The organism is Pirellulales bacterium, assembly GCA_036490175.1.
GTDB lineage: Bacteria > Planctomycetota > Planctomycetia > Pirellulales > JACPPG01 > JACPPG01.
Genome location: DASXEJ010000359.1, coordinates 79609 through 104192 on the forward strand (window position 1 = coordinate 79609; position 24584 = coordinate 104192).

The 24584-nt window shown below is 60.8% G+C and carries 17 protein-coding genes; 8 read left to right on the top strand and 9 right to left on the bottom strand.

Translation table 11 applies throughout. The features are described from left to right. Window positions 1-273: 273 nt before the first annotated feature. Window positions 274-732 carry a hypothetical protein gene (locus VGG64_27655; protein ID HEY1603411.1) on the top strand — a complete coding sequence of 153 codons (459 nt, stop codon included), beginning with the start codon at window positions 274-276 and terminating at the stop codon, window positions 730-732. Window positions 733-1144: 412 nt separating this feature from the next. After that, window positions 1145-2194 carry a dockerin type I domain-containing protein gene (locus VGG64_27660; protein HEY1603412.1) on the top strand — a complete coding sequence of 350 codons (1050 nt, stop codon included), beginning with the start codon at window positions 1145-1147 and terminating at the stop codon, window positions 2192-2194. Between the two features lie 70 nt (window positions 2195-2264). Here the strand turns inward: VGG64_27660 and VGG64_27665 are convergent, their stop codons facing one another. The 6 genes from VGG64_27665 to VGG64_27690 form a co-directional block, all read right to left on the bottom strand. Then, the gene (locus VGG64_27665) at window positions 2265-2627 is read right to left on the bottom strand and encodes a hypothetical protein (GenBank protein HEY1603413.1); all 363 of its coding nucleotides are present in this window, start codon (window positions 2625-2627) and stop codon (window positions 2265-2267) included. 62 nt (window positions 2628-2689) lie between these two features. Next, the gene (locus VGG64_27670) at window positions 2690-3601 is read right to left on the bottom strand and encodes a DUF1559 domain-containing protein (protein HEY1603414.1); all 912 of its coding nucleotides are present in this window, start codon (window positions 3599-3601) and stop codon (window positions 2690-2692) included. 256 nt (window positions 3602-3857) lie between these two features. After that, on the bottom strand, window positions 3858-5969 hold the full coding sequence (locus VGG64_27675; protein HEY1603415.1) for a G8 domain-containing protein: 2112 nt from the start codon (window positions 5967-5969) through the stop codon (window positions 3858-3860). Between the two features lie 360 nt (window positions 5970-6329). Next, on the bottom strand, window positions 6330-7124 hold the full coding sequence (locus VGG64_27680) for an HAD-IA family hydrolase (protein HEY1603416.1): 795 nt from the start codon (window positions 7122-7124) through the stop codon (window positions 6330-6332). 28 nt (window positions 7125-7152) lie between these two features. Further along, complete coding sequence (locus VGG64_27685; protein HEY1603417.1) at window positions 7153-9207, bottom strand: site-2 protease family protein; 2055 nt, start codon at window positions 9205-9207, stop codon at window positions 7153-7155. Continuing rightward, window positions 9198-10361 (bottom strand): 1-deoxy-D-xylulose-5-phosphate reductoisomerase, encoded by a 1164-nt coding sequence (locus VGG64_27690; GenBank protein ID HEY1603418.1) that lies wholly within the window; start codon window positions 10359-10361, stop codon window positions 9198-9200. Before VGG64_27690 ends, VGG64_27685 begins: the two co-directional genes overlap by 10 nt. Window positions 10362-11036: 675 nt before the next feature. Here VGG64_27690 and ftsH point away from each other — a divergent pair. Further along, window positions 11037-13109, top strand: a complete 2073-nt coding sequence (ftsH, locus tag VGG64_27695) for an ATP-dependent zinc metalloprotease FtsH (protein ID HEY1603419.1) — start codon at window positions 11037-11039, stop codon at window positions 13107-13109. 80 nt (window positions 13110-13189) lie between these two features. Here ftsH and VGG64_27700 read toward each other — a convergent pair whose 3' ends face one another. After that, window positions 13190-13579 (bottom strand): response regulator, encoded by a 390-nt coding sequence (locus VGG64_27700; GenBank protein ID HEY1603420.1) that lies wholly within the window; start codon window positions 13577-13579, stop codon window positions 13190-13192. 686 nt (window positions 13580-14265) lie between these two features. On the opposite strand from VGG64_27700, the gene VGG64_27705 reads away from it, so the two are divergent. From VGG64_27705 to sdhB, 3 genes are all read left to right on the top strand, one after another. Next, window positions 14266-15138, top strand: coding sequence for a succinate dehydrogenase cytochrome b558 subunit (locus VGG64_27705; GenBank protein ID HEY1603421.1), 873 nt, complete (start codon window positions 14266-14268; stop codon window positions 15136-15138). A 110-nt stretch (window positions 15139-15248) separates the two neighbouring features. After that, window positions 15249-17267, top strand: a complete 2019-nt coding sequence (gene sdhA / locus VGG64_27710) for a succinate dehydrogenase flavoprotein subunit (protein ID HEY1603422.1) — start codon at window positions 15249-15251, stop codon at window positions 17265-17267. An 83-nt stretch (window positions 17268-17350) separates the two neighbouring features. Next, window positions 17351-18256, top strand: a complete 906-nt coding sequence (gene sdhB / locus VGG64_27715; GenBank protein HEY1603423.1) for a succinate dehydrogenase iron-sulfur subunit — start codon at window positions 17351-17353, stop codon at window positions 18254-18256. A gap of 55 nt (window positions 18257-18311) precedes the next feature. Here sdhB and VGG64_27720 read toward each other — a convergent pair whose 3' ends face one another. Together VGG64_27720 and fusA are read right to left on the bottom strand one after the other, a co-directional pair. Next, on the bottom strand, window positions 18312-19997 hold the full coding sequence (locus tag VGG64_27720) for a hypothetical protein (GenBank protein ID HEY1603424.1): 1686 nt from the start codon (window positions 19995-19997) through the stop codon (window positions 18312-18314). A gap of 457 nt (window positions 19998-20454) precedes the next feature. Further along, window positions 20455-22539, bottom strand: coding sequence for an elongation factor G (fusA, locus tag VGG64_27725; GenBank protein ID HEY1603425.1), 2085 nt, complete (start codon window positions 22537-22539; stop codon window positions 20455-20457). A gap of 464 nt (window positions 22540-23003) precedes the next feature. Here fusA and VGG64_27730 point away from each other — a divergent pair, with 464 nt between their 5' ends. Continuing rightward, on the top strand, window positions 23004-23903 hold the full coding sequence (locus VGG64_27730) for a CPBP family glutamic-type intramembrane protease (protein HEY1603426.1): 900 nt from the start codon (window positions 23004-23006) through the stop codon (window positions 23901-23903). 168 nt (window positions 23904-24071) lie between these two features. Next, window positions 24072-24584, top strand: a 513-nt coding sequence (locus VGG64_27735; protein ID HEY1603427.1) for a hypothetical protein, incomplete at its 3' end; no start/stop codon positions are given.

Genomic DNA, 24584 nt, shown 5'->3' on the forward strand with positions numbered 1-24584 from the left:
ACAGTTGACGGGCTCGATCTGTATTCGACTTGCAAAATGCTGCGGGCGTCGTGTTCGTGCGGTCCGCATAACGCTAAAGTCGTAAAACGGATTTCTCTGCCCATCTGCCGCATGAGACGGCGACGCGCCGCAGCAGTGGCGCCCCGGCGTCTCTATTGCGTTGCAGGAGTTGGACCGCTGTGACAGAATCTCGTCGTCCATTGTACGGCCGCGGCGGCGCGGCGTTTGGCAAGTATGCCACGTTAGGGAAGCGTGAACGAGCGGAGGACCCCCATGAGCGTCGAGAGCGGCGGTCGACGGATACTGATCCAAGGAATGGCGCTCGTCCTGGTCGGCTTATTGTGGGGATTTGTCGTCCCTTTAACGCCCTATCCGCGTCTCGCGCTGGTGGCGCATACCGAGTTTGAATTGAACGGCATGTTGATCATCGCGCTGGGCTTGCTGCTGCTCAAGCTGCCGCACGCGGTGGGCCCCAAGTCGATCGCAGTCATGCTACTGTCGGTGGTGCTGACCTGGATCATGGTGCTGTCGGAGGCAGCAAATGCCTGGTGGGGTACGAATCAAATGCTGCCCATCGCCGCCAGTCAGGCGGGCGCCACAGGGGGTGAAGCGTGGCAAGAGTTAGTCATCAAGCTCACTCACATCAGCGCAGGTCTGGGACTGGTTGCGGCGTGGGCTCTACTCATGCTGGGGTTTGTGCGAACTCCTGTGGCAGCCCACTCTGGGTCCTGACCACGCGTGACGACACGCATAGCTGGCAACGGGCCAACGGCGAAAGTTGCTAGCGAACACTTTTTTGGCGAGGGCGAAAAATCTTGCAGCTTTGCGCCCTATGATCGCCAGATCTGCACCTCGTGGCGATTTTTTCGCCATCAAAGGCGAAAGTTTCGCCGCGCATTGTGACTTACCCGCGTATATCGCTGGTCGTTTCTCAAGGATTACGCAGTCGGCGACGCGGCACGTCTGTTGCTATACGGCGTCTATCTCGTTTTTGCTTCGCACGCCCATCGCTTGGCAGCCATGCGGCGATAGTCCGAACTGGGCCTAATCGGCTTGGGAATTCGATCGGATCGGATTCCATGGACGCGGAATCGATGATTGCCGCGTTTTGACGTTTTCAGAAGTGTCCGTCATGAGGAGTGCTATGCGTATCACCTTGATTGTCACGCTGGTGTTGTTGCAAAGTTTGTCGTTGATCGCGTCCGCGGACACGATTATTTACAACTCGAATGGGTTCGAGGCGCCCACGTTCACAGCAGGAAGCTCTCCGCTGGGTCAGGACCCGAGCAATCCTTGGATCGTGTTCGGAGGGACGCCGAACGCCTTTAGCGTGGAAAATTCGATGGTTGCCTCGGGCACTCAGGCGATACAAGCGACCGGGGGAGGCCTGAACGATGGGTCCTTCGCATTTCCGGAGCTTGACTACACGCCAGGTGCGAACGAACGGGTGAGCATTCAAGTCGACATAGCGCGAAGCCTTACCTCGATCATCGACAACAGCAGCCCGGTCTACGCGATCGATATCTACGACCAAGATGTCGATCGGACCAGCCGCTTCGGATTGCAGCAAAACGGGGGACAGATTCGAACATTCGTCTCGGCACCCATTAACGACAGCGGCCAGGTCGATCCGACGGGCACCGGCATCGCCTCGCAATACTTTGGGCCGGCAATTGCGCAGAATACGTTCGTGCATTTCAATGTCACGTTGGATTTTGCCGACAGGACCGTGGACATGTCCGTTAACGGAACCCTGCTGGCGGCCGGGATTCCATTTCTCGCACAGTCGGCTACCACGCTCAGCGCAGCCGCGTTGGAAATTGGGACCTTCAACAATTTATCCGCCGATAATGGCTATTTCGACAACTACACCGTTACTAGTGTGCCTTACCTGCGCGGTGACGTTAACACGGACGGTATCGTCAATGGCCTGGATCTGAACATGGTGGCTACCAACTGGCTAAAGACAGGTGTGGCGCCGACCGGCGACGTGAACGAGGACGGCATCGTCAACGGCTTGGACATCAACATCATTGCGTCGAAATGGCTGACAACGCTTAATCCTGGCGGAGGCGGCTCAGCCGCAGGGGCAGCGGTTCCTGAGCCTGGCACGTTCGCGCTATTGATCACGGGAATGGTCCTGGCCACCGCAACGTACGGCCGCCGTCGGATCAGCACGCGTCGTGGGCATTGAAAGCCCTACGACTTTTGTTTTGGTCGATCAATGGCGACCATGCGCGCGAGCGGTAACTGCGTGGCCAAAGTCATTCCGTCAGCTTGATATCGTACCGCTGCGAACTGGATTGTAGCTCGCAGCGAAGATCCGCTAGCGACGTGAGCGTGTAGCGATCCGGTATGGGAAACCATGCGCCGTGTGGCTTGGGAGTAGCGGGCGCGGTAATAGAAGGTTGATCGAACGGCGGACGAGGAACGATCGCGGCGGTGGGATCAGGGCTGGTCACCGCCCAGATTATCTTTCCGCGCGGAAGTTTCTCAATTTTGTAGTCGCCGGTCGCGGCGATGTCGCCGTAGTGCGGCACACCGTCTTTGCCAACGGCCATCACTGTTCCGCTGGTAACCGGGCGATCGCCGAAGGTGACCGTTCCGGACACGTCGCCGGTGGACATACCACAACCGGACAGCAACGTGCAGAATACCAGTGTGACGAAGTACGAAGGCCGAGGAAGTTTCACCACGTTTGAACGACGACCTCTCCCTGATCGCGAGTCACTAACTGATCGATCACGGCAGGAGAAACGTTGTAGGGAATAAAGTGGACTGACCCATCGGTCATCGTCCAGTTCCCGCCGCCTGCGTGCAGGCTCCAGAAATGGTCTTGATCGCAGGGATTCTCCAGGCGGCCCGCGGAATACACCGCCGGATACTTGCACCCCTTGTATCCCGAGATCAGCGATGGAGGCGCATCGGTCAAGACGACAGTCGAATACATGATGATGTCCCAGTCGTTGCGGCCGGCCCACCATCCCCAGTCGCCGGTATCGCTGGGACCCGGGGGGCGCTCGCCCATCAGCAAGGTGTTACTGACGCCGTCGCCAATCATGCCCAGCGCCACACCGGTGTTGTTGTTGACCCAGGCGCCAAGGATGCCGGTATCCCCTGCGGGCGAGTATCGCTCCGTTACGCGCCGGCCGGCCACGCCGAGATAGTTTGTCAGCCCGCGCGTGCCAAAGTCGGCATAGATCGTGGAATTACTCTGCCCGCTGGTGTTCGGATGATCTGGGCACATGAAGCCGGACACCGGCGTGGCGACCCACGGACCCGAATCGCTGCCGACTCGTTTGGACGTCGTGCTGTAGATGGCGTCCGCCTCGATGAAAGGGAGGATGACGCACGTCCAGCCCGTCTGCTCGAATCCGAATATGGGAAATCGTTGATAAACATCGTAATAGTTCAACACGGCCAAACCGAGTTGCTTCATGTTATTCGTGCACAGCGTTCTGCGCGCAGAGGCACGGGCTGCCTGAACAGCAGGGAGCAGGATCGCGATCAGAATTCCGATCACCGCGAGCACCACGAGCAACTCGATCAAGGTGAATGCCTGTCGAGAGTTGCGGAGCGTTGCCCGATTTGAACACTGCATGAGAACGCCGCGTTGCTTCCTGCAAAGGCTAAATCCATGGACGTACATTCCGTGGCCGTCGATCGGTCGCATTTTAGGTTGCATCGCCCCGAGCGGCAAAGCCGCCTGGCCTAAACATAGACGACTTGAGTAATCGCGAACGTCAAGAGCCTGAAGACGTGTCGACGACGCCCCGAAATCGGCCGAGAGTGCCGCGACTGTGCTGCGAGGATTGCACTTTTCAGGCCAATTCCGCAGAATCGCCCGCCACATCGCGCTACGGCTGTGCCACGGACGTCGGTTCCGCTAGCAGGAATTCCCGCACTTGGCGGCGATGGGGAACCGGTTCGACGTTTCCGGCGGAATCTGTCGCCAAGGCAATCAGCTCTGCCGACCCCGCTTGTGCCTTGTCGAGCGTGATGCGCCATTCGGCGAAATTCTCGCGCAGCGGATAGACCTCGCGATCGTTGACCGTCACTCGCTTGACGGGGCCATTGTCCGCCGTGCTGCCCCGCACCTCGAGCCGGCCGCTGTTCAGCCGTCGACAATGCGTGATCACGGTCGTCGGCGGCAGATCATCGATCGGATCAAGGTAACGCTCGTAATTCTCCACCAAAGACGACGACCCCCACGGCTCGAAGAAGTCAGCCGTGTCGATTCGCTTCAGGCTCAGGTTGCGATACTCGTGGCCGTCGATGCGGGTTTTAAAGATGCCGTAAACGCAATCGGTCGCATCTAGTCCGTCGATCCATACGTTGGGCGAGCCGCCGTGAAAGACCCAGTGCGAATTCCAAACCAGATAGTTCTTGATGATGAAGGGATGTCGTGAATCGGGACCCACGCCTAGCACGTCTCCCCCTTGAATGCGCGATCTGTCGGCGCCCACGGTGTGGATCGTCTCGTAATCGGCTTGATCCGACACGTGACGAATCCCTCCCAGATTGAACGCAAAGCGACGATGTGAATGCGCCTCATTATCCTGGAAACGAACAAACGGCAAAGTGCGGATGTCGACCGTCCTCAGCGCCCCGTCGGCTCCCGGAACTTCGAGCGTCGGATCAAAGTCCGCAGTCTTCGTGGCCTCGAAGCGATATCCGTATTGGTCACATTCGACAGCGACGTTGCGCGTAAAGCTATTCAGCGAATTGGACCACCAGAAACCGGCGCCTTCGTTCTCGTCGAAGGGCAACACTTGCTTTGGTAGCGGCGCGGCGTGCCGGGCTTGGACCGCCAGATTGCGGTCGAAGACGTTGAAAACCTCGGTGCCGTCTTCCAGGAAAAAGCCATGCCCGAGGCTGTTGTACCCCACGCAATCGCGCACGACCAGGTAATCCGTCCCGTGTACGGTCAACCACCTGTTTTCGCTGTCGTGGATCGAGGCGCCCGTGACGTAGCCCCCTCGCATCGTGTCACGGCAGAGATGGAAGTGCAGCGCATAGCGACCGAGGACGCCGCGTTTGCCCAAATGCCGGAACTCGGCGTAGGAAATCGAACCGGTCGATTGCGTGTGGTACATGGTGTGGCCGCGAATGCCGGCCGGATCGGCCGATTCGACGATGACATTGCGCCCGAGTACGGCGACCTCGCCGCGATACGCGCCGTCGCATTTGTGGTCAAACCTTACCGGCTTGTCGACGACGACTTTATTCTCAAAGACCGCAGCGATCGTGCGTTCTTCGGTGTGGCTGTCGTCGCGCACCGTAGGGATTACTTCTTGCTTGCCGTTGCGATAGCGAAACAAGCCGAGTCGTGCCGTCGTCGGAATCAATAGTCGTTGACCGGCCCGCCAACCGACCACCGGTTCGGCCAAGACGATCTCGGTCGCTCCTTCGCGTAGTTCGGCACCCAATTTGACCCAGGTGCGGTTCATGGGCGCGCCGTGCAATTCCATCCGACCGCCGCACGAGATGAGCGCCGGACATGATTCTTTGTCCATCCCCTCGCAATAAGTAAGCCGAACGAGCGCGGTATGCTCCGCACTGATCGGATCATTGGCTGAACCCACTTCCAGGGTTGGCCGCGGCAGTGCGGGATCGGCCGATGCGGCCGGATCGTGGCAATCGAACCCTTCTTCGGTCACATCTTCGCCGGCTTCGACACGCAACAAACCCACGTCCAGACGGGTATCGCGGTCGGTCGCAAAACGCAGCGTGCCAGCGACTTTGACGACGCGAATAACGTCCGTAGACACAACGTCATACAGGACCTCGTGCCCCTGACTTACCAGCACTCGATCGCCGGTCGTGGGCGTGCGACCGTTTTGCCAGGTCGCCGGACTAGACCAAGCGCCACTTTTTATCGAGCGAACGAGCGGGGCCGGACTTGCGTCATCGCCGACGGTAACCGATATCGAGCAATCGCCGGCTAAACACGCGAGCGCAACAAACATTACTTTAAGCGCCGGCCAACGAAAACTACGAGACCGAGGATAACGAGAAACGGTCACGACATTACTCCGCTGGGCATTGCCATCGAACATCATTGCCACCGAACACGGGGGTTAGATTTCCATCACGGAAAAGTGCGAACGGCATTCGGGGCAACGCGAACTGCAAAAAGGATGCCGACGCGTTTCGCGACGACGCTCCTGCGTGGCCCATCATACCCTCCGGAGTCGGGCCACGCTTTCGGGCGGGCACTCTCGACAGGCCAAGAATTGGCCACAGTGCGCATACCTGCCTGATCAGCTGCGACTCGATTGGCGAGGAAGTGAATCGCGACGCGACCGCCGCGTTTGGCACACCGGCCGTCAAAGCACCGTCAAGGATTTAAGCGTCGCGATCGTTGCAACGGTCGGAGCCTCGCCCGTGAGCGTCTCTGTTGAGAGCGCGTGGGCCTTGCGATCTACCAGCACGGCATGCCAGCCGGCGGCGCGGGCTGCCAAATAGTCATTCTCCAGGTCGTCCCCCACTAACAGCATTTGTTCCGGCGCGAGATCGAATTGCGCCGCGATTGCCGCGAAGAAATCGAGGGTCGGTTTGCGCCAACCAATGCGCGACGACACAAACCGGTGTCGACAACGAGTCAACGGCGGCAGCGCTTGGCAGATTTGATCGAGCCGGTCGTCGAAGTTCGAAGCGACGCCAAGCAAGTATCCCGCGTCCGAAAGCTTTCGCCAGGTCATGGCCACGTCGTCGAACAATCGCCAATGTTCGGGCTGGGCAAAGTGCTGCCATAGATCGTCGAATATCCGCTCGGCGCAAGGCGCTTGCTGGAACACGTCGGCCACGATGCCGCGCCAACGTTCGATCTCGCGACTTTGGCTGGTACGGCCCAAGTGGTGCGTGCGATCGAGCTCGTCCTGCCGGGATAGCGCCGCGCGGAACCGTGGCGATATCTCGGCTTCCGACAGTTCGACCCCGTGCCGGCGACCTATCGCGCCATAGGCGCCGGCCACGCTGGGTTCGGGCCAGATGATCGTGCCGACGGCGTCGAACAAGATAGCGCGCACAGAAGGGGGAATGCCAAACGTTGCATTCTGAGCTGCAACGAGCGCGGATTCCGTCGGGCGACCGTTAGGCGTGCCTTCTCCACCGTTTGTCATGCAACGTCTATGCTTGTTCGTTCTCTTCTCATGGCGTGCGCGGGATCAAGTTTAGATCCAGCAAGAAGACGAACCCCATTAGGCAGATGATGAACAAGAATCCGGCGTAATGGAACGCGACCACGATGCGCTCGCTGACCGGCTTGCCGCGCAGTCCTTCCAGGATCAAGAAGACCATATGGCCGCCGTCCAGCAGCGGGATCGGCAGAAAGTTCAGCACGGCCAGATTGGCGCTGAGCATGCCCAGGAAGATCAGCAAATCGGACAGGCCACGGCTGGCCGAGCTGTGGGCGACGCCCAAGATGCCCAGCGGACCGGACATGCCTTTGACCGAAATCTGCGTTCCTATCTTCGAAAGAAATTGATAGACCTGCGTGACCGACTCGATCGTCTCGGTTGTCGCCAGCTTCACGGCTTCGCCCATCGAGCCGGCGCGGCGCTCGACCTGCAACGGCTCGAAGCGAAAGCCACGGTCGGCGAACCAGTCGTCGGTCGTCACCGGCTCGACCTTGACACTGCGGCCATCGGCCAGTTTCAACTCGACCGACGTGTCGGCGAACGTCGCCTCTTGCAATAGCAGCGCGAATACAGGCCAGTTGGGTTTATCGGCGGCGAACGAAATGGAAATCTCGTCGTTCTTAATGTCGTTGTCGTCCCCTTCCTTGATCTTGCGCGTGGGGATCTTCGCCTCGACGATTTCCTCGCCGGCCTTGATGCCGGCCTTCTCGGCGGGGCCTCCGGGCAGCACGCTGGCCACGCGATTCGTCACTTCGATCGCGGCGCCCATCGTCGAGATGGCCAAGGGCTCGCGCTCGATCATCGGTAGCTCGATGGCGTATGGCTCGCGCAATGCGACGTTCAATTCCAGGCTTTTGTCATCGCGCTTGATCGTTACCGGCACGGTCTGAGCGGCCTTGGCCAGCAATCGAACGTTGAGTGTTTCCGGATCGCCCAGCGGTTCGCCTGCGATTGATTCCAGGATGTCTCCCTTTTGCAGGCCGGCCTTGGCGGCGGGCGACTCGTCTTGCACAGAAATGATCGGACCGGTCTGCATCACCAGGCCGAGCCGCTTGAGCGGACGCCCAGGCAGATCGATCGGCAATTGTTCTGTCGCGTCGTTGTCTAGCTTGCGCAGAACCGTGACCGTGGTCGGTCCGGGGTGCATGGCCAATTGCTTTTGAATATCGGCGTTCGTCTCCACGGGCACGCCAGCCACCGACTCGACCACATCGCCCGCTTTGAACGGGCTGTCCTTACCCGCGAGCGGCGCCGTCGAACGCAGTGGTGGATTCGCCAGGGTCCTAGTGCTGGCACTTTGAATGCCTACGCGGGGGGCGAGCCCCGTCTTCACCGGGAAGAGCGTAAACAGTCGCGTTTCGGTTTCGCCTGGGCGGCGGACGTAGAACTTCACTCCTTGGTCGAGGTTGCTCCCCAACACAACACGGCTCTTGAGATCGCGAAAGCGCGGATTCTCGATGTCGCGGATTTGTACGATGTCGTCACCAGGACGCAGCCCAGCTTGCCAGGCGGGGTCGCCAGGGATGACGGAACCTACGACGCAGGGTGCTTCTTTCACGCCACGGTCGTAAGCGATAAAAGCCACCACGAACGCGAACAGCACGTTCATGATCACTCCGGCCGAGATGATCGCCATGCGCTTGGGCACGCTCTTGGCCAGATAGCTGCGTGGGTCGAAGACGCTGGTGTCGGCAGCCGCTTCTCCCTCGGGCAGGGTGTCGCCGGAGGCGGCCTCGCGCGCCACGCGAGCGCGTTCGAACTCTTCGGCAGCTTTGGCTGGATTGTCCTCTTGCCCGAGCATTTTCACATAACCGCCCAGCGGCAGCAGGCCAATGCCGTATTCGGTTTCACCCCAGCGAAACTTGGCCAGCTTGAGGCCGAAAATGTCGAAGCCGAGATAGAATTTCTCGCACTTCACGCCGCAGGCCTTGGCAACCAGGAAATGCCCCAGCTCGTGTACGAAAATGACCATGCCCAGCCCGAGGGCTACCTGGGCGATGATGCCCCAGTTGTGCCAATCGGTGAGCCAGTGCGCGGCGAAAAGATTTGTCTCGATCAAGTGCATACCCAACGTGCAATCTCCTTACGCGCCCAGTCGTCGAGCCGAATCAACTCATCAAGTGTAGGACTGGGATCGAAATCATGGTGCTCTAAAACGCCGCGGCAGGCCGGCACGATGTCGGTAAATGCCATCTCACCTTGCAAAAAGCCGGCCACGGCAGCCTCGTTGGCCGCGTTCAGCACGGCACCCGTCGTACCTCCGGCACGGGCCGCCTCGCGCCCCAATTCCAAGGCTGGAAAGCGCTCCAGGTCCGGGGGCTCGAAATCCAAGTGCATCGCCTCGGTCAGGTTCAGCCGCGGCGAGACCCCCGCGGTCCGCTCGGGATACGTCAGGGCGTATTGGATCGGTAGTTTCATATCCGGTGGGCTGAGCTGAGCAATCACAGAGCCGTCTACAAACTCGACCAGCGAATGCACGATCGATTGCGGATGGACGACCACCTCGATGCGGTCCACGTCGATGTCGAACAGCCAGCGGGCCTCGATAATCTCCAACGCCTTGTTCATCATGGTGGCCGAGTCGATGGTGATCTTCGGTCCCATGTCCCAGGTGGGATGCGCGAGGGCCTCGGTCACCGTGACGCTCGCCATTTGCTCGCGCGAATATTTGCGAAATGGCCCGCCGCTGGCCGTCAGGATGATTTTCTGTACTTCGTTGCTCCGCCCGGCCTGCAACGCTTGAAATACGGCGCTATGCTCACTGTCGACCGGCAAGATGCTGACACCGCGCCGCGCGGCCAGCGCCATGACCAGCGAGCCGGCCATGACCAGCGTCTCTTTATTTGCCAAGGCCACGGTTTTGCCCGCTTCCAGCGCCGCCCACGTGCTGCGCAACCCGGCGCTACCGACAATCGCCGCCAAGACCACGTCGACTTCCGGGCGGCTGACAGTCTCCTCTAAGGCTTCGGGGCCAATCAGCAACTCGGTGCCTGCAGGCAGGCCGCTCCAATCTTGCTGCGTAGCTTTTTGCGGGTCGGTCGCCACAACTACCGCGGGACCCGTTTCCGCAGCCTGCTGCACGAGCGCACCGGTCCGCGCATGCGCCGACAAGGCAACCGCGCGAAGTCCACCCTGCGAGGCGGCAATCACCGCCAACGTGCTCTGCCCGACGCTGCCGGTGGACCCGAGCACGGCGATGTTCTTAACGCGGTCGGTCATGCGAAGCTCGATGGCCTGTTCACTTCTACGAACGCCAGGGACGTAAAGGTTCCAGCGGAATAGCGGTTGTCGGCCATTTCGGTCACCCGGCGGGCAATTCTCGACGGGCCGCTTGTAGGGAGTTGGGCAATTCTGAACGTTACCTCGGGGTGCCCGCGCTCAGGGCTAGCCCATTTTCCCGTTCGCCAAGGGCCTGTCGCGTGGTGTCCATGTTCCCCTCTTAACCAACGACCGCAAAGGACGGCAGTGACACCGTGTGGCGCGATTATGCTCATTGCGCCGATTGGTGCCACAAACCGATCTGCGACCGAACGGCTGCGGGGACCTGGGACCGAGGGACGCATTAACGGCATGGCTGGCTTAGGCTTGCCGCAAGGCAAGACCGCATTCTAAGAAGGGGTCTGACAGGGGACAACCCTGATCCGCCCTACGCCGACTGCCCGACAAGCCCACACGTGGGGATGTAGCGACGGCGGGGATCTTGCTGGCGCACGATCGTTGTATCTTCCGATGTAAGCACCTAGGATAGCTTTGGTATGTCTGCCGAACGTGCTGTCCCTCCTGCTTCACCTCTCGCTATGGGCTGCGCGGCCAGGAATTGTCTGCCTGGGCCGCTGACGGCATACCGCTTTTGCGAGCGGATCACCGACTGAAAGTTGCCAAGAAAGTCGCGCTATGGAACCACGCAACGAACCCGGCCGTAAATCGGCCGACAAAAAAAACGCCGGCATGGGCAATAACGTCATTTGGTACCTGCTGGCACTGGGGATCGGCACCGTGTTCCTGGTCGCCCTGTTGGCCAGCAAACCGGATGTCGAGATTCGCTATCCCGAGCTCGTCCGCCTGATCAAGCTGGGGAGCGACGATAAGAATGCCCTCGAGAAACTGCCGCTGGCGCATATCGACGTGCATGACGGCTCGGACAGCGCCAAGGGCTTGCGCCGCTTCTCACACCTGAAGAATCTCACCGTGGGCGCCTCGGAAGTAACGGGCCAGGTCACCACACAGTCTGTCGACGGCCAAGGTAATCCGCTGGGCGAAGAGCAAGCCGACGTGCGATTTTCTAGCCCGCGTGTCGGGACGGACCATGAGCTGTTCGATCCCCTGTACGAAAATGGGTTTTCGGACGCTAACTTCGAGCGCGCCCCAAGCGGCTTGCGCGCTTATGCGCCTGTGCTGATCGTCACGGCGCTATTTGTCTTCGCCTTCTTCATCATGATGCGACGATTGGGAGGCGCCGGCAGCCCGATGGCGTTCGGTCGCAGCCGCGGCAAGATGTACGCCCAGGAAGACATCGGCGTCACCTTCGACGACGTGGCCGGCATCGACGAGGCTGTCGAAGAGTTGCGCGAGGTCGTGGAATTCCTGCGGACCCCTGAAAAGTACCAGGTGCTGGGGGGTCGGATTCCCAAGGGCGTACTCTTGGTCGGGCCACCAGGAACCGGTAAAACGCTGCTCGCCAAGGCGATCGCCGGCGAAGCGGGCGTGCCATTTTTCAGCCTGTCCGGTTCGGACTTCGTCGAAATGTTCGTCGGCGTCGGTGCGGCGCGCGTCCGCGATATGTTCCAGCAAGCCGAAGCAAAAAGCCCCTGCATTATCTTTATCGACGAGTTGGACGCGCTGGGCAAAACCCGCGGCACCAGCGTTGTCGGAGGCCACGACGAGCGCGAGCAGACGTTGAACGCCCTGCTGGTGGAAATGGATGGCTTCGGTTCCAACAGCGGTGTGATCGTGATGGCCGCCACGAACCGTCCGGAAACGCTCGATCCGGCGCTGTTGCGTCCGGGCCGTTTCGATCGCCATGTGCTGGTCGATCGTCCCGACGTGCGCGGCCGCGAAAAGATTCTCGACGTTCACGTGCAGAACGTGAAGCTCGACAGCAGCGTGCAGTTGCGCGATGTAGCCGGCATTACCTCGGGTTTCGTCGGGGCCGACCTGGCGAACCTGGTCAACGAAGCCGCGTTGTTGGCCGCCCGCAAGGGAAAAACCGGCGTCGGCATGGTGGAATTCAACGAGGGAGTTGAGCGCGTCACCGCGGGCCTGGAGAAAAAACAGCGCATCATCCATCAGGACGAAAAGCAGCGTGTGGCTTACCACGAAAGCGGTCACGCCCTAGTGGCCTATAGCCTGCCCGACACAGATCCTGTGCATAAGGTTTCGATCATTCCTCGCGGCATCGGCGCCTTAGGCTACATGATGCAGCGTCCCGAGGGGGATCGGTATCTGATGACCCAAGGAGAATTGGAAAGCCGGGTGCAGGTGCTGTTGGCCGGCACGATCTCCGAAGAAATGATTTTTCAGGACGTTTCCACTGGTGCGCAGAACGACCTCGAACGCGCCAGCGAGATCGTCCGCTGCATGGTTATGGAATACGGCATGAGCCGGCTAGGCCGGGTGAACTATCGCGAGAGCGCACGTTCCCCCTTCCTGGCCACCGGAGGCGACTTTCCGCGCGAGCGCAGCCACAGCGAGCACACGGCGCGCGAGATTGACCAGGAAGTGCGCCGCATCATCGAAGAATCGATCGAGAAAGTACGCGCGATAATCGCCGCCCGCCGACCGGCACTGGAAGCGATGGCCGCACGGCTGATCGAGAAGGAAGTCATCGACGCCGACGAGCTGAAGCAGATCGTCGAGGAAAACTCTCCCAGTCCCTTGCTGGTTCCGGGCACCGGCATCGCTCGCAAGCGCACCACGGTCCTACGCGAAGAGAGCGCGCCCGAGGCGGATCAAGCCAGCGGAGCGTAAAGTCGCGCTTGGGAAATAGGCCCGGGCAGCGAAATAGGCCCGAGCAGCGAAACTGTGGCGGGCGGCGAAACGGGCTCGGGTTATGCCGGCCAGTTGTAGGTCCGTCGCAGTGCCATACGGACAATGTTGGTCAGATTCAGCCGACTGACCGGCTTATCGAGCACCGAGAAGGCCTCGGCCCGGCGGGCCTGCTCGCGCAAGTCCTCGTCGGCGTTCGCCGATAGGATGATGCAAGGCAGGATAGCCTTGACCTGCTTGACCAGCCGCAGCGTCTCTAGCCCGGTCAGCCGCGGCATGTGCATATCGAGCAGCACGAGATGCACTTCCTCGTGCCGTACCAGATGCAGAGCCTCCTCGCCGTTCTCCGCCATGAACGTGCGAAACCCCAGCGGCTCGAGCACGCCGCGTAACGTCTCGCGGAAGCCGAGATCGTCGTCAGTGATCAACAGAGATGGCGTTGTACCAATCACAGGACCAGTTCCCACCTGACGTTTCGCCGGCGTACCGGCGCACCCCGACACCACTCTAAGCAACTAGGATGCCACTTCGCCGGTGGACAGTACGTTTCTGTCAGCCGTGCGCGGCGATAATCCTTATCTACCTTCATGTTAATATCGACCAATGATACCTCGCCACAAGTTAGATTAGGTAAATTAGCTCGCCGCGTGCCCCCTGACGGGGCAAATTTGCTGCCATTTCGGCAGGCATGCCTCTGGGAACCTGCTTCGACAGGCGGGCCGCTCCACTTGGCCGGCTGCAGATGCTGCGCCCCGGCGAATGGTTCCACGGGAGGACCGAAATCGTTCTCGAGGAGGTGCGGGTGCCGCAGCCAGCTACGCGGTTGCCCCCGAGGCGCGATGATTGTTGGAGAAGATTTGGCGAATGCCGGCCCGCGTCCCGGGCCCAGTCCGTTGCCCATGTGATCGAACTGGCGCACGATCGGTTCGCAATGCGAGGGCGTGGTACAGTCCGCAACGAAGCCCTCTGCGGCGTGATGCATTGCCCGCAGTTCGGCCTACTATCCATGCTGTCGCGGCAACGTGGTGCAGTCCGCTTGTCAGGGGGCGTGGCAAATCTATACTACCCGGTGCAGTTGGTGGTTCCGATGTAACCGCGTCTCGCGCTCCTGCCGCAGCGCGTTAAGGAAATCAATCGCGTGACTAGTAGCCCCGCCCCCACGTTCTTCCTTCGTCACGAATTCCTGATCCGCCGGCTGCACTCGCTCAGTGGATTGCTGCCGGTGGGCGCCTACATGGTGGTCCATCTGCTGACCAATGCCAGCCTGCTGGCCGGGGCGAAATCGTTTCAGAAAAACGTCGACACGATCCACTCCCTGGGGCCGGCATTACCGCTGGTCGAATGGAGCTTCATCTTCCTGCCGCTGATCTTCCATGCGGTCGTGGGGGTGATGATCGTCCGCAGCGGCAAATCGAACTCGAATCGCTACACCTATTCGGGCAATATCCGCTACACCTTGCAGCGGGCCACGGCCTGGATCGCGCTGGTTTTCATTTTCTGGCACGTGTTCCATATGCACGGCTGGATCCATAATGACTACTGGATGAAGAACCTGGCCAAGCCGCTGTATGGCGGCCAATTCGATCCTGAACATGCCACGTCGTCGGTGGGACTGGCGCTCGCGCCGCTGACGGCTCGCGTGGCCTACGCGATCGGCATTGCGGCCTGCGTGTTCCATCTTTCCAACGGTCTGTGGACGATGGGAATCACGTGGGGCTTGTGGGAAACAGCCGCCGCGCAACGCCGTGCGAACTGGGTATGCGGCGTCTTTGGCGTGCTCCTGTTCACGCTCGGCATGGGGGCCCTCTTTGGCGCCGTGCGGGCCGGTGACAAGAAGAACCTGCTCGAAGCCGAAGCCTACGAACAAGCCCGAGACGAACAGAACCAGCAACTCGAAGAACTCGAAGCGAAAGCGAAAGCCGAACTCGAACAGCAGGGCGAAACCAAGAAGTCCGCCAGACGGTCAGCACCACAGACCACGCCGGTCGCCCAGGTCGAGCAGCAACCGTAAAATTGAAGTATCGCAATAATTTATCGCCAACAATCGCGCGGACTTTCCGCGCCGGCGATAGGCCCGGTACGCCGTGGCCCGACATGCAATCAGCCTAAGGTCAATCGAAGATGGCAAAGCAGCGCGTGATGATCGTCGGGGGCGGGCTGGCGGGCTTGTCGGCCGCCATGCAACTTGCCGAAGCAGGTATCAGCGTCGACCTGATGAGCCTGACGCCCGTCAAACGTTCGCACAGCGTTTGTGCCCAGGGGGGCATCAACAGCGTCAACTCGGTGACCCGTCAGCAAGGGGACAACGAGTACCTGCATTTCGACGATACGGTGTACGGCGGCGATTTTCTGCAGCACCAGCCGCCGGTCAAGGAAATGACCGAATGGGGCCCGCGGATCATCGACCTGATGGACCGGCTGGGCGTGCCGTTTAATCGCACGCCCGAGGGCTTCCGCGATCAGCGCCGTTTTGGCGGCACGCTCTTCAAGCGCACGGCTTTCGCCGGTGCGACGACCGGGCAACAACTGTTGTACGCGCTCGACGAGCAGGTCCGTCGCTGGGAGGTCGAAGGCAAGATCAAGAAGTACGAGTTCTGGGATTTTCTCGGTCCCGTGCTCGACCAGAACGGCACTTGCCGCGGCTGCATCGGCCAGGATCTGGTCACGATGGAGATCCGCAGCTTTCCGGCCGACGCGGTCGTCATTGCCTCGGGTGGGTGCGGCTTGATCTACGGCCGCTCGACGATGTCAATGGTCTGCACCGGTAGCGCCGCCTCGCGAGCCTTCCGCGCGGGGGCGAAGTACGGCAATGGTGAGTTTATCCAAGTTCATCCCACCGCCATTCCGGGCGCCGATAAGCTGCGTTTGATGAGCGAAAGCGCCCGTGGCGAGGGGGGCCGCGTATGGGTCCCGCGTAAGCCGCAAGACACGCGCGACCCGAAGCAGATCCCCGAGGCCGAACGCTACTATTTCCTGGAAGAGCGCTATCCGAAGTACGGCAATCTGGTGCCGCGCGATATTGCCACGCGCGAGATCTTCAACGTCTGCACGTACGAAGGGCTGAGCGTTGAACAAGACCGGCTGGCCGTCTATCTCGACGTCACGCACATTCCGCGGGCTGTGCTGGATCAGAAGCTGGGGGGAATTCTCGACATCTACGAGAAATTCCAAGGGGTCGATCCGCGTGAGACCCCCATGAAGATCTTCCCGGCAGTCCATTACTCGATGGGTGGGTTGTGGGTCGATTACGAGCGCACCGCCGAAGGCGGGCTGCGGCTTGGCTCTCCGCGCAACCAGGTGACGAACATTCCCGGCCTGTATGCGATCGGCGAGTGCGACTATCAGTATCACGGCGCCAATCGGCTGGGGGCGAACTCGCTGCTGAGCTGCATCTTCAGCGGCCTGATCACGGCGCCGGGATTGGCCAATTGGATCAAGAGTGTGCCCGGTGGAGCGGCCGCGGATCAGCCGTCGAGCTTGTTCGATAGTGCCCGCCGCCAACATCAGCAAGCACACGATGCCTTGTTGAAGCGCAGCGGAGGGGGCGAGAACCCTTACTTGATTCATCAGGAATTGGGCAACGTGATGACCAAGGCGGCCACCGTGGTGCGCCGCAACGACGTGCTGCAAGAAGCCTACGGCACGGTATGCGAATTGGCCGAACGAGCGAAGCGCTGCTCGCTGTCCGACACCGGCAACTGGACCAATCAAAACGTCGTCTTCACCAAATCGCTGCTGGACATGTTCCCGCTGGCCAAAGTGATCGTCAAAGGCGCGCTACAGCGCGACGAGTGCCGCGGCGCACACTTTAAGCCCGACTTCGCCATGCCAGGGTTGGTGGCCACGGACCCGGCGGCCCACCGTCGCGAGGCCGAGGCCTGGTGCGACCGCTTTGAAGAGAACACTCGCAAGTGGCTGAAATCGACCGTGGCAACGCATGTCGAAGATGGGGATCCGGTCCTCGTTTACGAAGACGTTGATACCACGCTGATCCCGCCGCGGCCGCGATTGTATGGCCTGGTCGGCGCGGAAGTGATCGAAGAAGTCTGGAACCAGCGCCAAGTGGCCAAGGCGGCCGCCGGCCACGACGGCAATGGCGCCGTCGGCAAGGGAGCCGTTAAGGCGACCGCCGCAGGGTAAACGACCTCTGCGGATAGATTCGTGTGAGTTTTGTGGAGACGGTCGCCCACGCGGCCGCCAACTAACCTGCGTTGAAAGAAGCCATGCAAGCCACGACCAACGGACATTCGTCGCACGCCGACCACGACGCGCACGCCTCGGCCGACGGACACGGCCACAGCTCACACGTGACCGAGTTCGACGTGCGGATTCTTCGCCAGGACGGCCCCGGCAACTCCAGTTACTGGGAGCGGCACCGCATCAAGCGCGAAGCCGATATGAACGTGATTAGCGTTCTGCAGCGGGTAGCCGCACAGGCCAAAACGGTCGAGGGGCAACGCGTGGCGCCGGTGGCCTGGGATTGCAACTGCCTGGAAGAAGTCTGTGGCGCGTGTACCATGCTGGTCAACGGCCGCGTGCGGCAAGCCTGCACGGCACTCGTGGACCGTCTGCTCGAAGACAGTCCCGAAGGCATCGAGCTGCGGCCGATGGAAAAGTTTCCCGTCGTGCGCGACCTGGTGGTGAATCGTCGCCGGTTGTTTCGCGCCTTGGAGAAAGTCAGAGCCTGGATTCCGGTCGATGGCTATTACGATGCGGGCCCCGGACCGCGCGTCTCGCCCGAGCAACAGCAGCAAGCTTACCCGCTGTCGGAGTGCATGAGCTGCGGCTGCTGCCTGGATGCCTGTCCACAGTTCAATAAGCTGGAGTTGGAGCGGAACGAAGGGGAGACCGACGAGCAGTTCCACAAGCGCGAGCACGAGACATACGACACTCACTTTGTCGGCGCGCATGCCATCAGCCAGGTGATGCTGTTCAACAACCATCCCACCGGCGCTTTGAATGCCGGCGAGCGACTCGATCTGTTGACCGCCCCGGGAGGCATCCAGGACTGCGGCAACGCGCAGAACTGCGTGAACGTCTGCCCGAAGAAGATCCCCCTCACGACGAGCATCGGCCGCGCCGGCCGAGCGACCACGTTGCGTTCGATCGCGAAGTGGTTCGGGGGTTAAGTACGGAGTTGCCCTCTCCCGCGAGGGGCTTGGGTTGAAGAGGATGGCGTCCGCGTTACCGCGGATATTCCGTAATCTTTGGGACGGGCTCGGGCTCGACGAGCCACACGTGCCGGTCAGGGAAGTAATCGATCAGCTCTTGATTGTCTGCAGGGCTCATTTCCTGGGCCCACACGATCTTGGCGCCATCGATATCGGCCGCGTTATAGACCCATTCGTCATCAGGGTTGTGTACCGCGACTTCATAGTGCACGAACGCCAGGTGCTTTCCCGAATTGGATTGCAATTCCTTTTCGACGCGCGCTCGGCTGTCGCGACCTGGCCGGGGAAATCGGTCGGGCGACCACCGCGGAATCATCTCGGACGGGTCCAGGCGGGCCACTAGCCCGACAATCACCAGCAAGGCATAGGCTATTGGAAGCAGTCGCACCAGGTCGCGGCCGATGGCGCGACGATGAAAACGGCATACATAGAGATGCCGCAGCCCTTGCACGCACAAGCAATAGAGCAAGCACGTCATGGGGGCTGCGTAGTGTACTTGATGAACGACCCCGCTACAGAGCGCGACGGCAACCAGTGCGGTGGCAAAGAGGATGAAGCGCATGCGCCGGTCGCGGAGGATCCAGGGAAGATAAAGCAGTGGAAGAAGCAGGACCGGCCCTAGGATCGTCGCGGTTTTCGCGGCGGCATACCAGGTTGAATCGACCAGGCTTGCGAACGTTGGCGAGAACAAAAAAGGATTCGATCCCGCGGCATCGAACTCAAAGGTTCGTCGCATCATCAGGTGACGGTAAACCGGCGGTGCAGCCTTCGGTTGCCAAAGAAAGATCGGGTAAACCTGGTAAGTGGCTTGGTGCACCATGTACGGCATACGTGTCGGGCTGCCGGTAGTCCTCCAGTTGTAGTACGCCATGGCGGAAGCGACGACGAGCAAGATCGTCGACGCCGGCAGCACGAACCGACGCAACGCCGTGACGATCGCGCGACGGTCCAGTCGAATCATCCACCATAGAAGTGCCAGCCCCACGGCCAGGCTAAGCGCCATTCCTTCGAAGGGGCGCGAGTTTGCCAAGATCGCCACACCCAGCGCCAGCGCCACGGCATCGCGCACTTTGGATCGACGTTTGATTCGCGGTAGCGCTCCGACCAGCAAGGCGCCGCCGAACGCTCCCCAAGCGCCACCCCAATAGCTGTCTACCCAATAGCCGCAAACGCCCAGTCGCATCCCCGCCAGAATCGCCCCTAGCAGGGCCCACTTCGGTGGCAGCCAGCCTTGCAGCATCCAGCAAATACCGCCGCACATGGCCGCAACGCCCAACAGCACGCCAGCCCAGGGGTAGCCCAACGTGACCTGTCCCAGCGCCATGAACACCGCCGTCAGCGGCGGATACTTCGACACGTACGTCGGCTCGTGAATGATGTGCATGCTCTCGAAGTGTTGCCACAGCGGATGCGTGGGGTTTGCCACGCGCCCCGCAGCAAACGTGTCCGAGGCCAGCAGGTAACTGAACTCGTCGTGGATGTGAGGGTAGGGGACGCCCGCGACGGGCAACATGGCCAAACGCACCAAGATGGGCAGCGCAGCAGAGATGCAGATAGCTACGCCGCGGCGGCGCGCCAGCTGGGAGAAACAACGATCCCCCTTGCGCAGCATGTCTGCCGCAAGCTTTGGTCGAGTGGCTGCGACGAGCAACGCCACCCCGACAATGGCCAGGTTGGCCATCGCTAATTGATCGATCACGATGCCCCTCTCCTCTGCTCGGCCCTTTTACTCATGCCTCGAATCCGCAACACGTGCGCCGACGTGCTCACGCCTTCCGCGTCAGAATAAGCGTGGCGCGCCATGGTGCCGTGCGGTCACGCTGCCGTTAATTTACCACGGCAGGGCACGAAAATCCTCTCCGAGCATCGGGCGCGGTTGCCCCAACGTTCGCGAGCAATGACGTGCGAAACCTGTCGTCAGGCGCGCGCGGGATGCCGGCAGCGCCGCATGAAAAACGCGAGCGCAGATGGCGCGACCCCTGAGAGCCTGTGCAGGCCGAGGTCGAGTGGATGCATTGTTCAGGGGCGCGGGAGACTCCCTCACCCGGCCCTCTCCCGCAAGGCGAGAGGGTGATTCAAAGTCATTGCAACCGTGTGCCACACGGAAGGTGGGGCGCGCTCCCCGGCCAGCGACAAAGCCGTTACCGAGCGACGGCTTACTTCGCCCCGACCAGTTGCTTCTTCTTTTCAGCCAGGATTTCTTCCTGGATGCTGACCGGCACGCGCTTGTAACGCGAGAACTCCATCGTGAAAGTTCCCTGGCCTTGCGTCATGCTGCGCAGATCGGTCGAGTAGCCGAACGTTTCGGCCAGCGGGACCTCGGCTTCGATCACGGCGACGGCGCCTTGCACGTCGCTGGAGACGATCATGCCGCGGCGGCTGGTCAGCTCACCAGTCACCGAGCCTTGGAAGTTCACGGGTACTTCCACTTCCAGCTTCATGACGGGTTCGAGCAGCATCGGCTTCATCTTCAGGAACGTTTCGCGGAAGCAGTTGCGAGCGCAGATCTGGAACGCCATATCCGAGCTGTCGACGTCGTGGTAGGAACCGTCTTCAAGCACGGTCTTGACGCCCACGATCGGGTAGCCGGCCACGGGGCCCTTCTTGAGCGAATCGCGGAAGCCCTTTTCGACGCTGGGGATGTACTCGCGGGGAATACGGCCGCCGATGACGTCGTCTACGAACTCGAACGGTTCCGGGGCATCATCCGGTAGCGGATAGAAGTGTCCCTTCACGTGGGCGTACTGACCCGAACCGCCGGTTTGCTTCTTGTGCTTGAAGTCGTACTCGGTTTCCTTGGTGGGCGCTTCGCGGTAGCTGACCTTGGGAGCGCCGACCTCGACGTCCAACTTGTATTCGCGACGCATCCGTTCGACATAGATCTCGAGGTGCAGCTCACCCATGCCTGCGATCAGCGTATCGCCGGTTTCCTCGTCGCTAGTGGCGCGGAAGGTGGGATCTTCTTTCGTGAAGCGCTGCAAGGCCTTCGAGAGCTTGTCGCCACCCTCGCGCGAAATCGGCGTGATGGCCATCTTGATGACCGGCTCGGGCACGAACATGCTTTCGAGCGTGCAGTATTTGTTTTGCGAGGCGTAGGTATCGCCGCTGGCGCAGTCGATGCCGATGATGGCTACGATGTCGCCGGCCGAAGCACTATCGATTTCCTCGCGCTTGTCGGCATGCATGCGCAAAATGCGGCTGAAGCGCTGCTTCTGGCCGGTGCGCTGATTGAAGTTCGTATCCCCCTTGTTGATCGTGCCCTGATAGATGCGCGTAAAGGTCAACTGACCGTACGGATCTTCGACGATCTTGAAGGCCATACCGACGAAAGTCTTGGTGGGATCGGGTTCGAGCGGGAATTTCTCGTCGGGCTTGTCGTACGACTTGGCCGCGACCTTGCGATCGAGCGGCGACGGCAAGTAGCGGACCACTGCGTCCAACAGGGGCTGGACACCCTTGTTCTTGTAGGCCGTGCCCATGAAGACCGGGGTGACGTCCTGCTCTTGCACGGCTTCCTTGACGACCTTGTGGATCAGGTCCACGGGGACGTCTTGTTCGGCCAGCAGCAACTCCATCATCTCGTCGCTGTACATAGCCAGCGCTTCGAGCATTTCCTGACGGGAGTGCGCGGCTTCTTCCTTGAGATCATCGGGGATGGCCTCTTCGCGGACGCGCTCGCCGTTGGTGCCGTCGAAGTACAAAGCCTTCTGGGTGATCAGGTCGACGACCCCTTCGAACTGGTCTTCTTTGCCGATGCCTATTTGCAGCAGCACGGCTTCGCAGTGCAGCTTCTCGCGAAGTTGCTTGACCACGCGGCGGTAATCCGCGCCGGTGCGATCCATCTTGTTGATGAATGCCAGTCGGGGCACATGATAGCGTTTCATCTGGCGGTCGACGGTCATCGATTGCGACTGCACGCCACCGACGGCGCACAGCACGAGGATCGCGCCGTCGAGCACGCGCAAACTGCGTTCGACCTCGACGGTGAAGTCGACGTGCCCCGGCGTGTCGATCAGGTTGATCTGGTGATCGTCCCAAGAGACCGTCGTTGCGGCGCTGGTAATGGTGATACCGCGCTCGCGCTCCAGGTCCATGTGATCCATGGTGGCGCCACCTTCACCCTTCACCTCTTGCATGCGGTGAATGCGTCCGGCATAGAACAAGATGCGCTCGCTGAGCGTGGTCTTGCCTGAGTCGATGTGTGCCGAAATGCCGATGTTGCGTAGTTGGGCCAGGTCCATGGTCGAATCTCGCGATCCAGTATCAAGTTACACAGTTAAGGCGTTAGAACTAATCTTACGGTCAGGCGACAAGTCTATAGCGCTTGCGCCGCCAAAATTCGGGGTCGCAGTTGCGTGGGGTCGCCGGAAGGAACGAGAACCCCGGTTGGGCAGGCCTGTCCCCGGACCTTCCTATGGCGGCTCACCGCCTTGTGAGCGAACTCTGCCAACGGGAGCGGGGTCAGCGTGGCATGATGCCTGTCCAACCATCGTAACCCATTTCTTCGGCACGCAAAGACCAAATTGAACATACGGATTTGAATTGCTGGTGAGAAAAGTGTGTCGATTACGTGAATTCTTCGTCGGTCCACCGAATTCTGCTAGCTTTGGTGTCGATCGATTCTCGCGTTTACTATCGCTCGCGGGGCGGATCAAAGTCCTGTCTGATTGATTTATCTCTCTACTATAATTAGTGTTAAGCAACTATGGCATCATCCGATTCAGCATCTTTGCCCCCCAACGCAACGGGTTCTCCCCCCCCGCCTCTCGGCGGCGGAAACACGGGTGGCTGGCGCCTCGCTCTGCTGGCACGTTATCCGTGGCTGGGCTATGTGCTCCCTCTGGTGGTATTTCTCGTCCTGACAAGCTGCGAGCCGGCGCCGCCAGACCGGGCACCGGCCGATGACCTGGCGGCCGCTGGCGTGGGTGCCGATCCGCTAAATCAAGCCCAACCCCAGGACCAGACAGCGACGGGCTGGTTCGATTTGAACATTCCGTACCGCGCCTACCCGCTGGTCTATACGGCGAAGATCGCGCTTTCGATCGCCGCGGTTTTTTTTGTGTGGCCGGTCTATCGGCAATTCCCGTGGCGCGTTAGCTGGCTGGCATTTGCCGTAGGGGGCGTGGGAGTCGTGCTGTGGATCGGCGTGTGCCACCTGGGGCTCGAACACCGCATCCTGCCGGCGATCGGACTGGGAAGCGTGCTCGGATCGGGTCAGCGCAGCGCGTTCAACCCCTTGGTCGAGTTGGTGGGAGAGCCGGCCTGGGCCTATGGATTTCTGGCCATTCGCTTTATTGGTCTGGCGCTGGTTGTGCCACTAATCGAGGAGTTCTTTCTGCGCGGCTTTCTGATGCGGGCTTGTGTCCATGAGAACTGGTGGAGCGTCCCGTTCGGAACCGTGACGCCGCTCGCCGTGCTCGTCGGCACGGCCGTGCCGATGGCGATGCACCCGGCCGAGCTGCTGGCCGCCCTGGTATGGTTCACGATGGTGACTGGTCTGATGGTGGCGACGCGCAATATCTGGGACTGTGTGGCCGCCCATGCCACGACGAACCTACTTTTGGGCATTTACGTGGTCGTCTGGAACCAATGGCAGCTGATGTAGCTGAAATGATGAATGCCTAACGTTGAATAGAAGGACGCGTAATGCGGCTTCGATTCACCAGGCGTCGCGGCCTGTCTTCCGCCGGCTATCCAGCTATTCAGTAAGAATTGAGCTCGAGCGGCGAAAGTAGGGGAAGAGTTCGTCCTTTCCCTGGAGGCGGTCGGTCCAATGACACCCGCGGTGACCGAGCAACGTACGGTGCCCGGCTACGATCCGGCAACCGAATATCGGGGCCGGCTCGCGGCCCGCTCGGCTACTGCCCGGCGGCTGGCTCGGGCGAACCAGCGCATCACGCTGGGGCGACGGCTGGTGCTGTTCGCCGTGATCGGCTACGTGGTGTTTGATCCCACCGAGGCTCAGGCCCTGGTACCGTTGGCGATCGCGCTCGTGCCATTGGCGTTTTTGCAGAATGCCGTGTTGAAGGCGTGGCGGCGGGCGAGCAAGGCGGCGGCCTATTACGAGAGCGGCCTGGCGAGGCTGGAGAACCGCTGGATCGGTCGCGGCGACGAAGGGCGTAGATACCTCACGGACGAGCATCTATATGCGGAAGACCTCGACATTTTCGGCCGCGGTTCGCTGTTTCAGCTCCTCTCGACCGCGCAGACACCGATGGGCCAAGACACGCTGGCCGGCTGGCTGAGGGCGCCTTCGGACATGGAGGCGATTCGTGCTCGGCAGGAG

What these genes read in the sequence shown, in the direction of transcription:
- VGG64_27655 (HEY1603411.1), top strand. Translation starts at nt 274, where the DNA reads ATGAGCGTCGAGAGCGGCGGTCGACGGATACTGATCCAAGGAATGGCG.
- VGG64_27660 (HEY1603412.1), top strand. Translation starts at nt 1,145, where the DNA reads ATGCGTATCACCTTGATTGTCACGCTGGTGTTGTTGCAAAGTTTGTCG.
- VGG64_27665 (HEY1603413.1), bottom strand. Translation starts at nt 2,627, where the DNA reads ATGTCCACCGGCGACGTGTCCGGAACGGTCACCTTCGGCGATCGCCCG.
- VGG64_27670 (HEY1603414.1), bottom strand. Translation starts at nt 3,601, where the DNA reads ATGCAGTGTTCAAATCGGGCAACGCTCCGCAACTCTCGACAGGCATTC.
- VGG64_27675 (HEY1603415.1), bottom strand. Translation starts at nt 5,969, where the DNA reads ATGTTTGTTGCGCTCGCGTGTTTAGCCGGCGATTGCTCGATATCGGTT.
- VGG64_27680 (HEY1603416.1), bottom strand. Translation starts at nt 7,124, where the DNA reads ATGACAAACGGTGGAGAAGGCACGCCTAACGGTCGCCCGACGGAATCC.
- VGG64_27685 (HEY1603417.1), bottom strand. Translation starts at nt 9,207, where the DNA reads ATGCACTTGATCGAGACAAATCTTTTCGCCGCGCACTGGCTCACCGAT.
- VGG64_27690 (HEY1603418.1), bottom strand. Translation starts at nt 10,361, where the DNA reads ATGACCGACCGCGTTAAGAACATCGCCGTGCTCGGGTCCACCGGCAGC.
- ftsH (HEY1603419.1), top strand. Translation starts at nt 11,037, where the DNA reads ATGGAACCACGCAACGAACCCGGCCGTAAATCGGCCGACAAAAAAAAC.
- sdhA (HEY1603422.1), top strand. Translation starts at nt 15,249, where the DNA reads ATGGCAAAGCAGCGCGTGATGATCGTCGGGGGCGGGCTGGCGGGCTTG.
- sdhB (HEY1603423.1), top strand. Translation starts at nt 17,351, where the DNA reads ATGCAAGCCACGACCAACGGACATTCGTCGCACGCCGACCACGACGCG.
- fusA (HEY1603425.1), bottom strand. Translation starts at nt 22,539, where the DNA reads ATGGACCTGGCCCAACTACGCAACATCGGCATTTCGGCACACATCGAC.
- VGG64_27730 (HEY1603426.1), top strand. Translation starts at nt 23,004, where the DNA reads ATGGCATCATCCGATTCAGCATCTTTGCCCCCCAACGCAACGGGTTCT.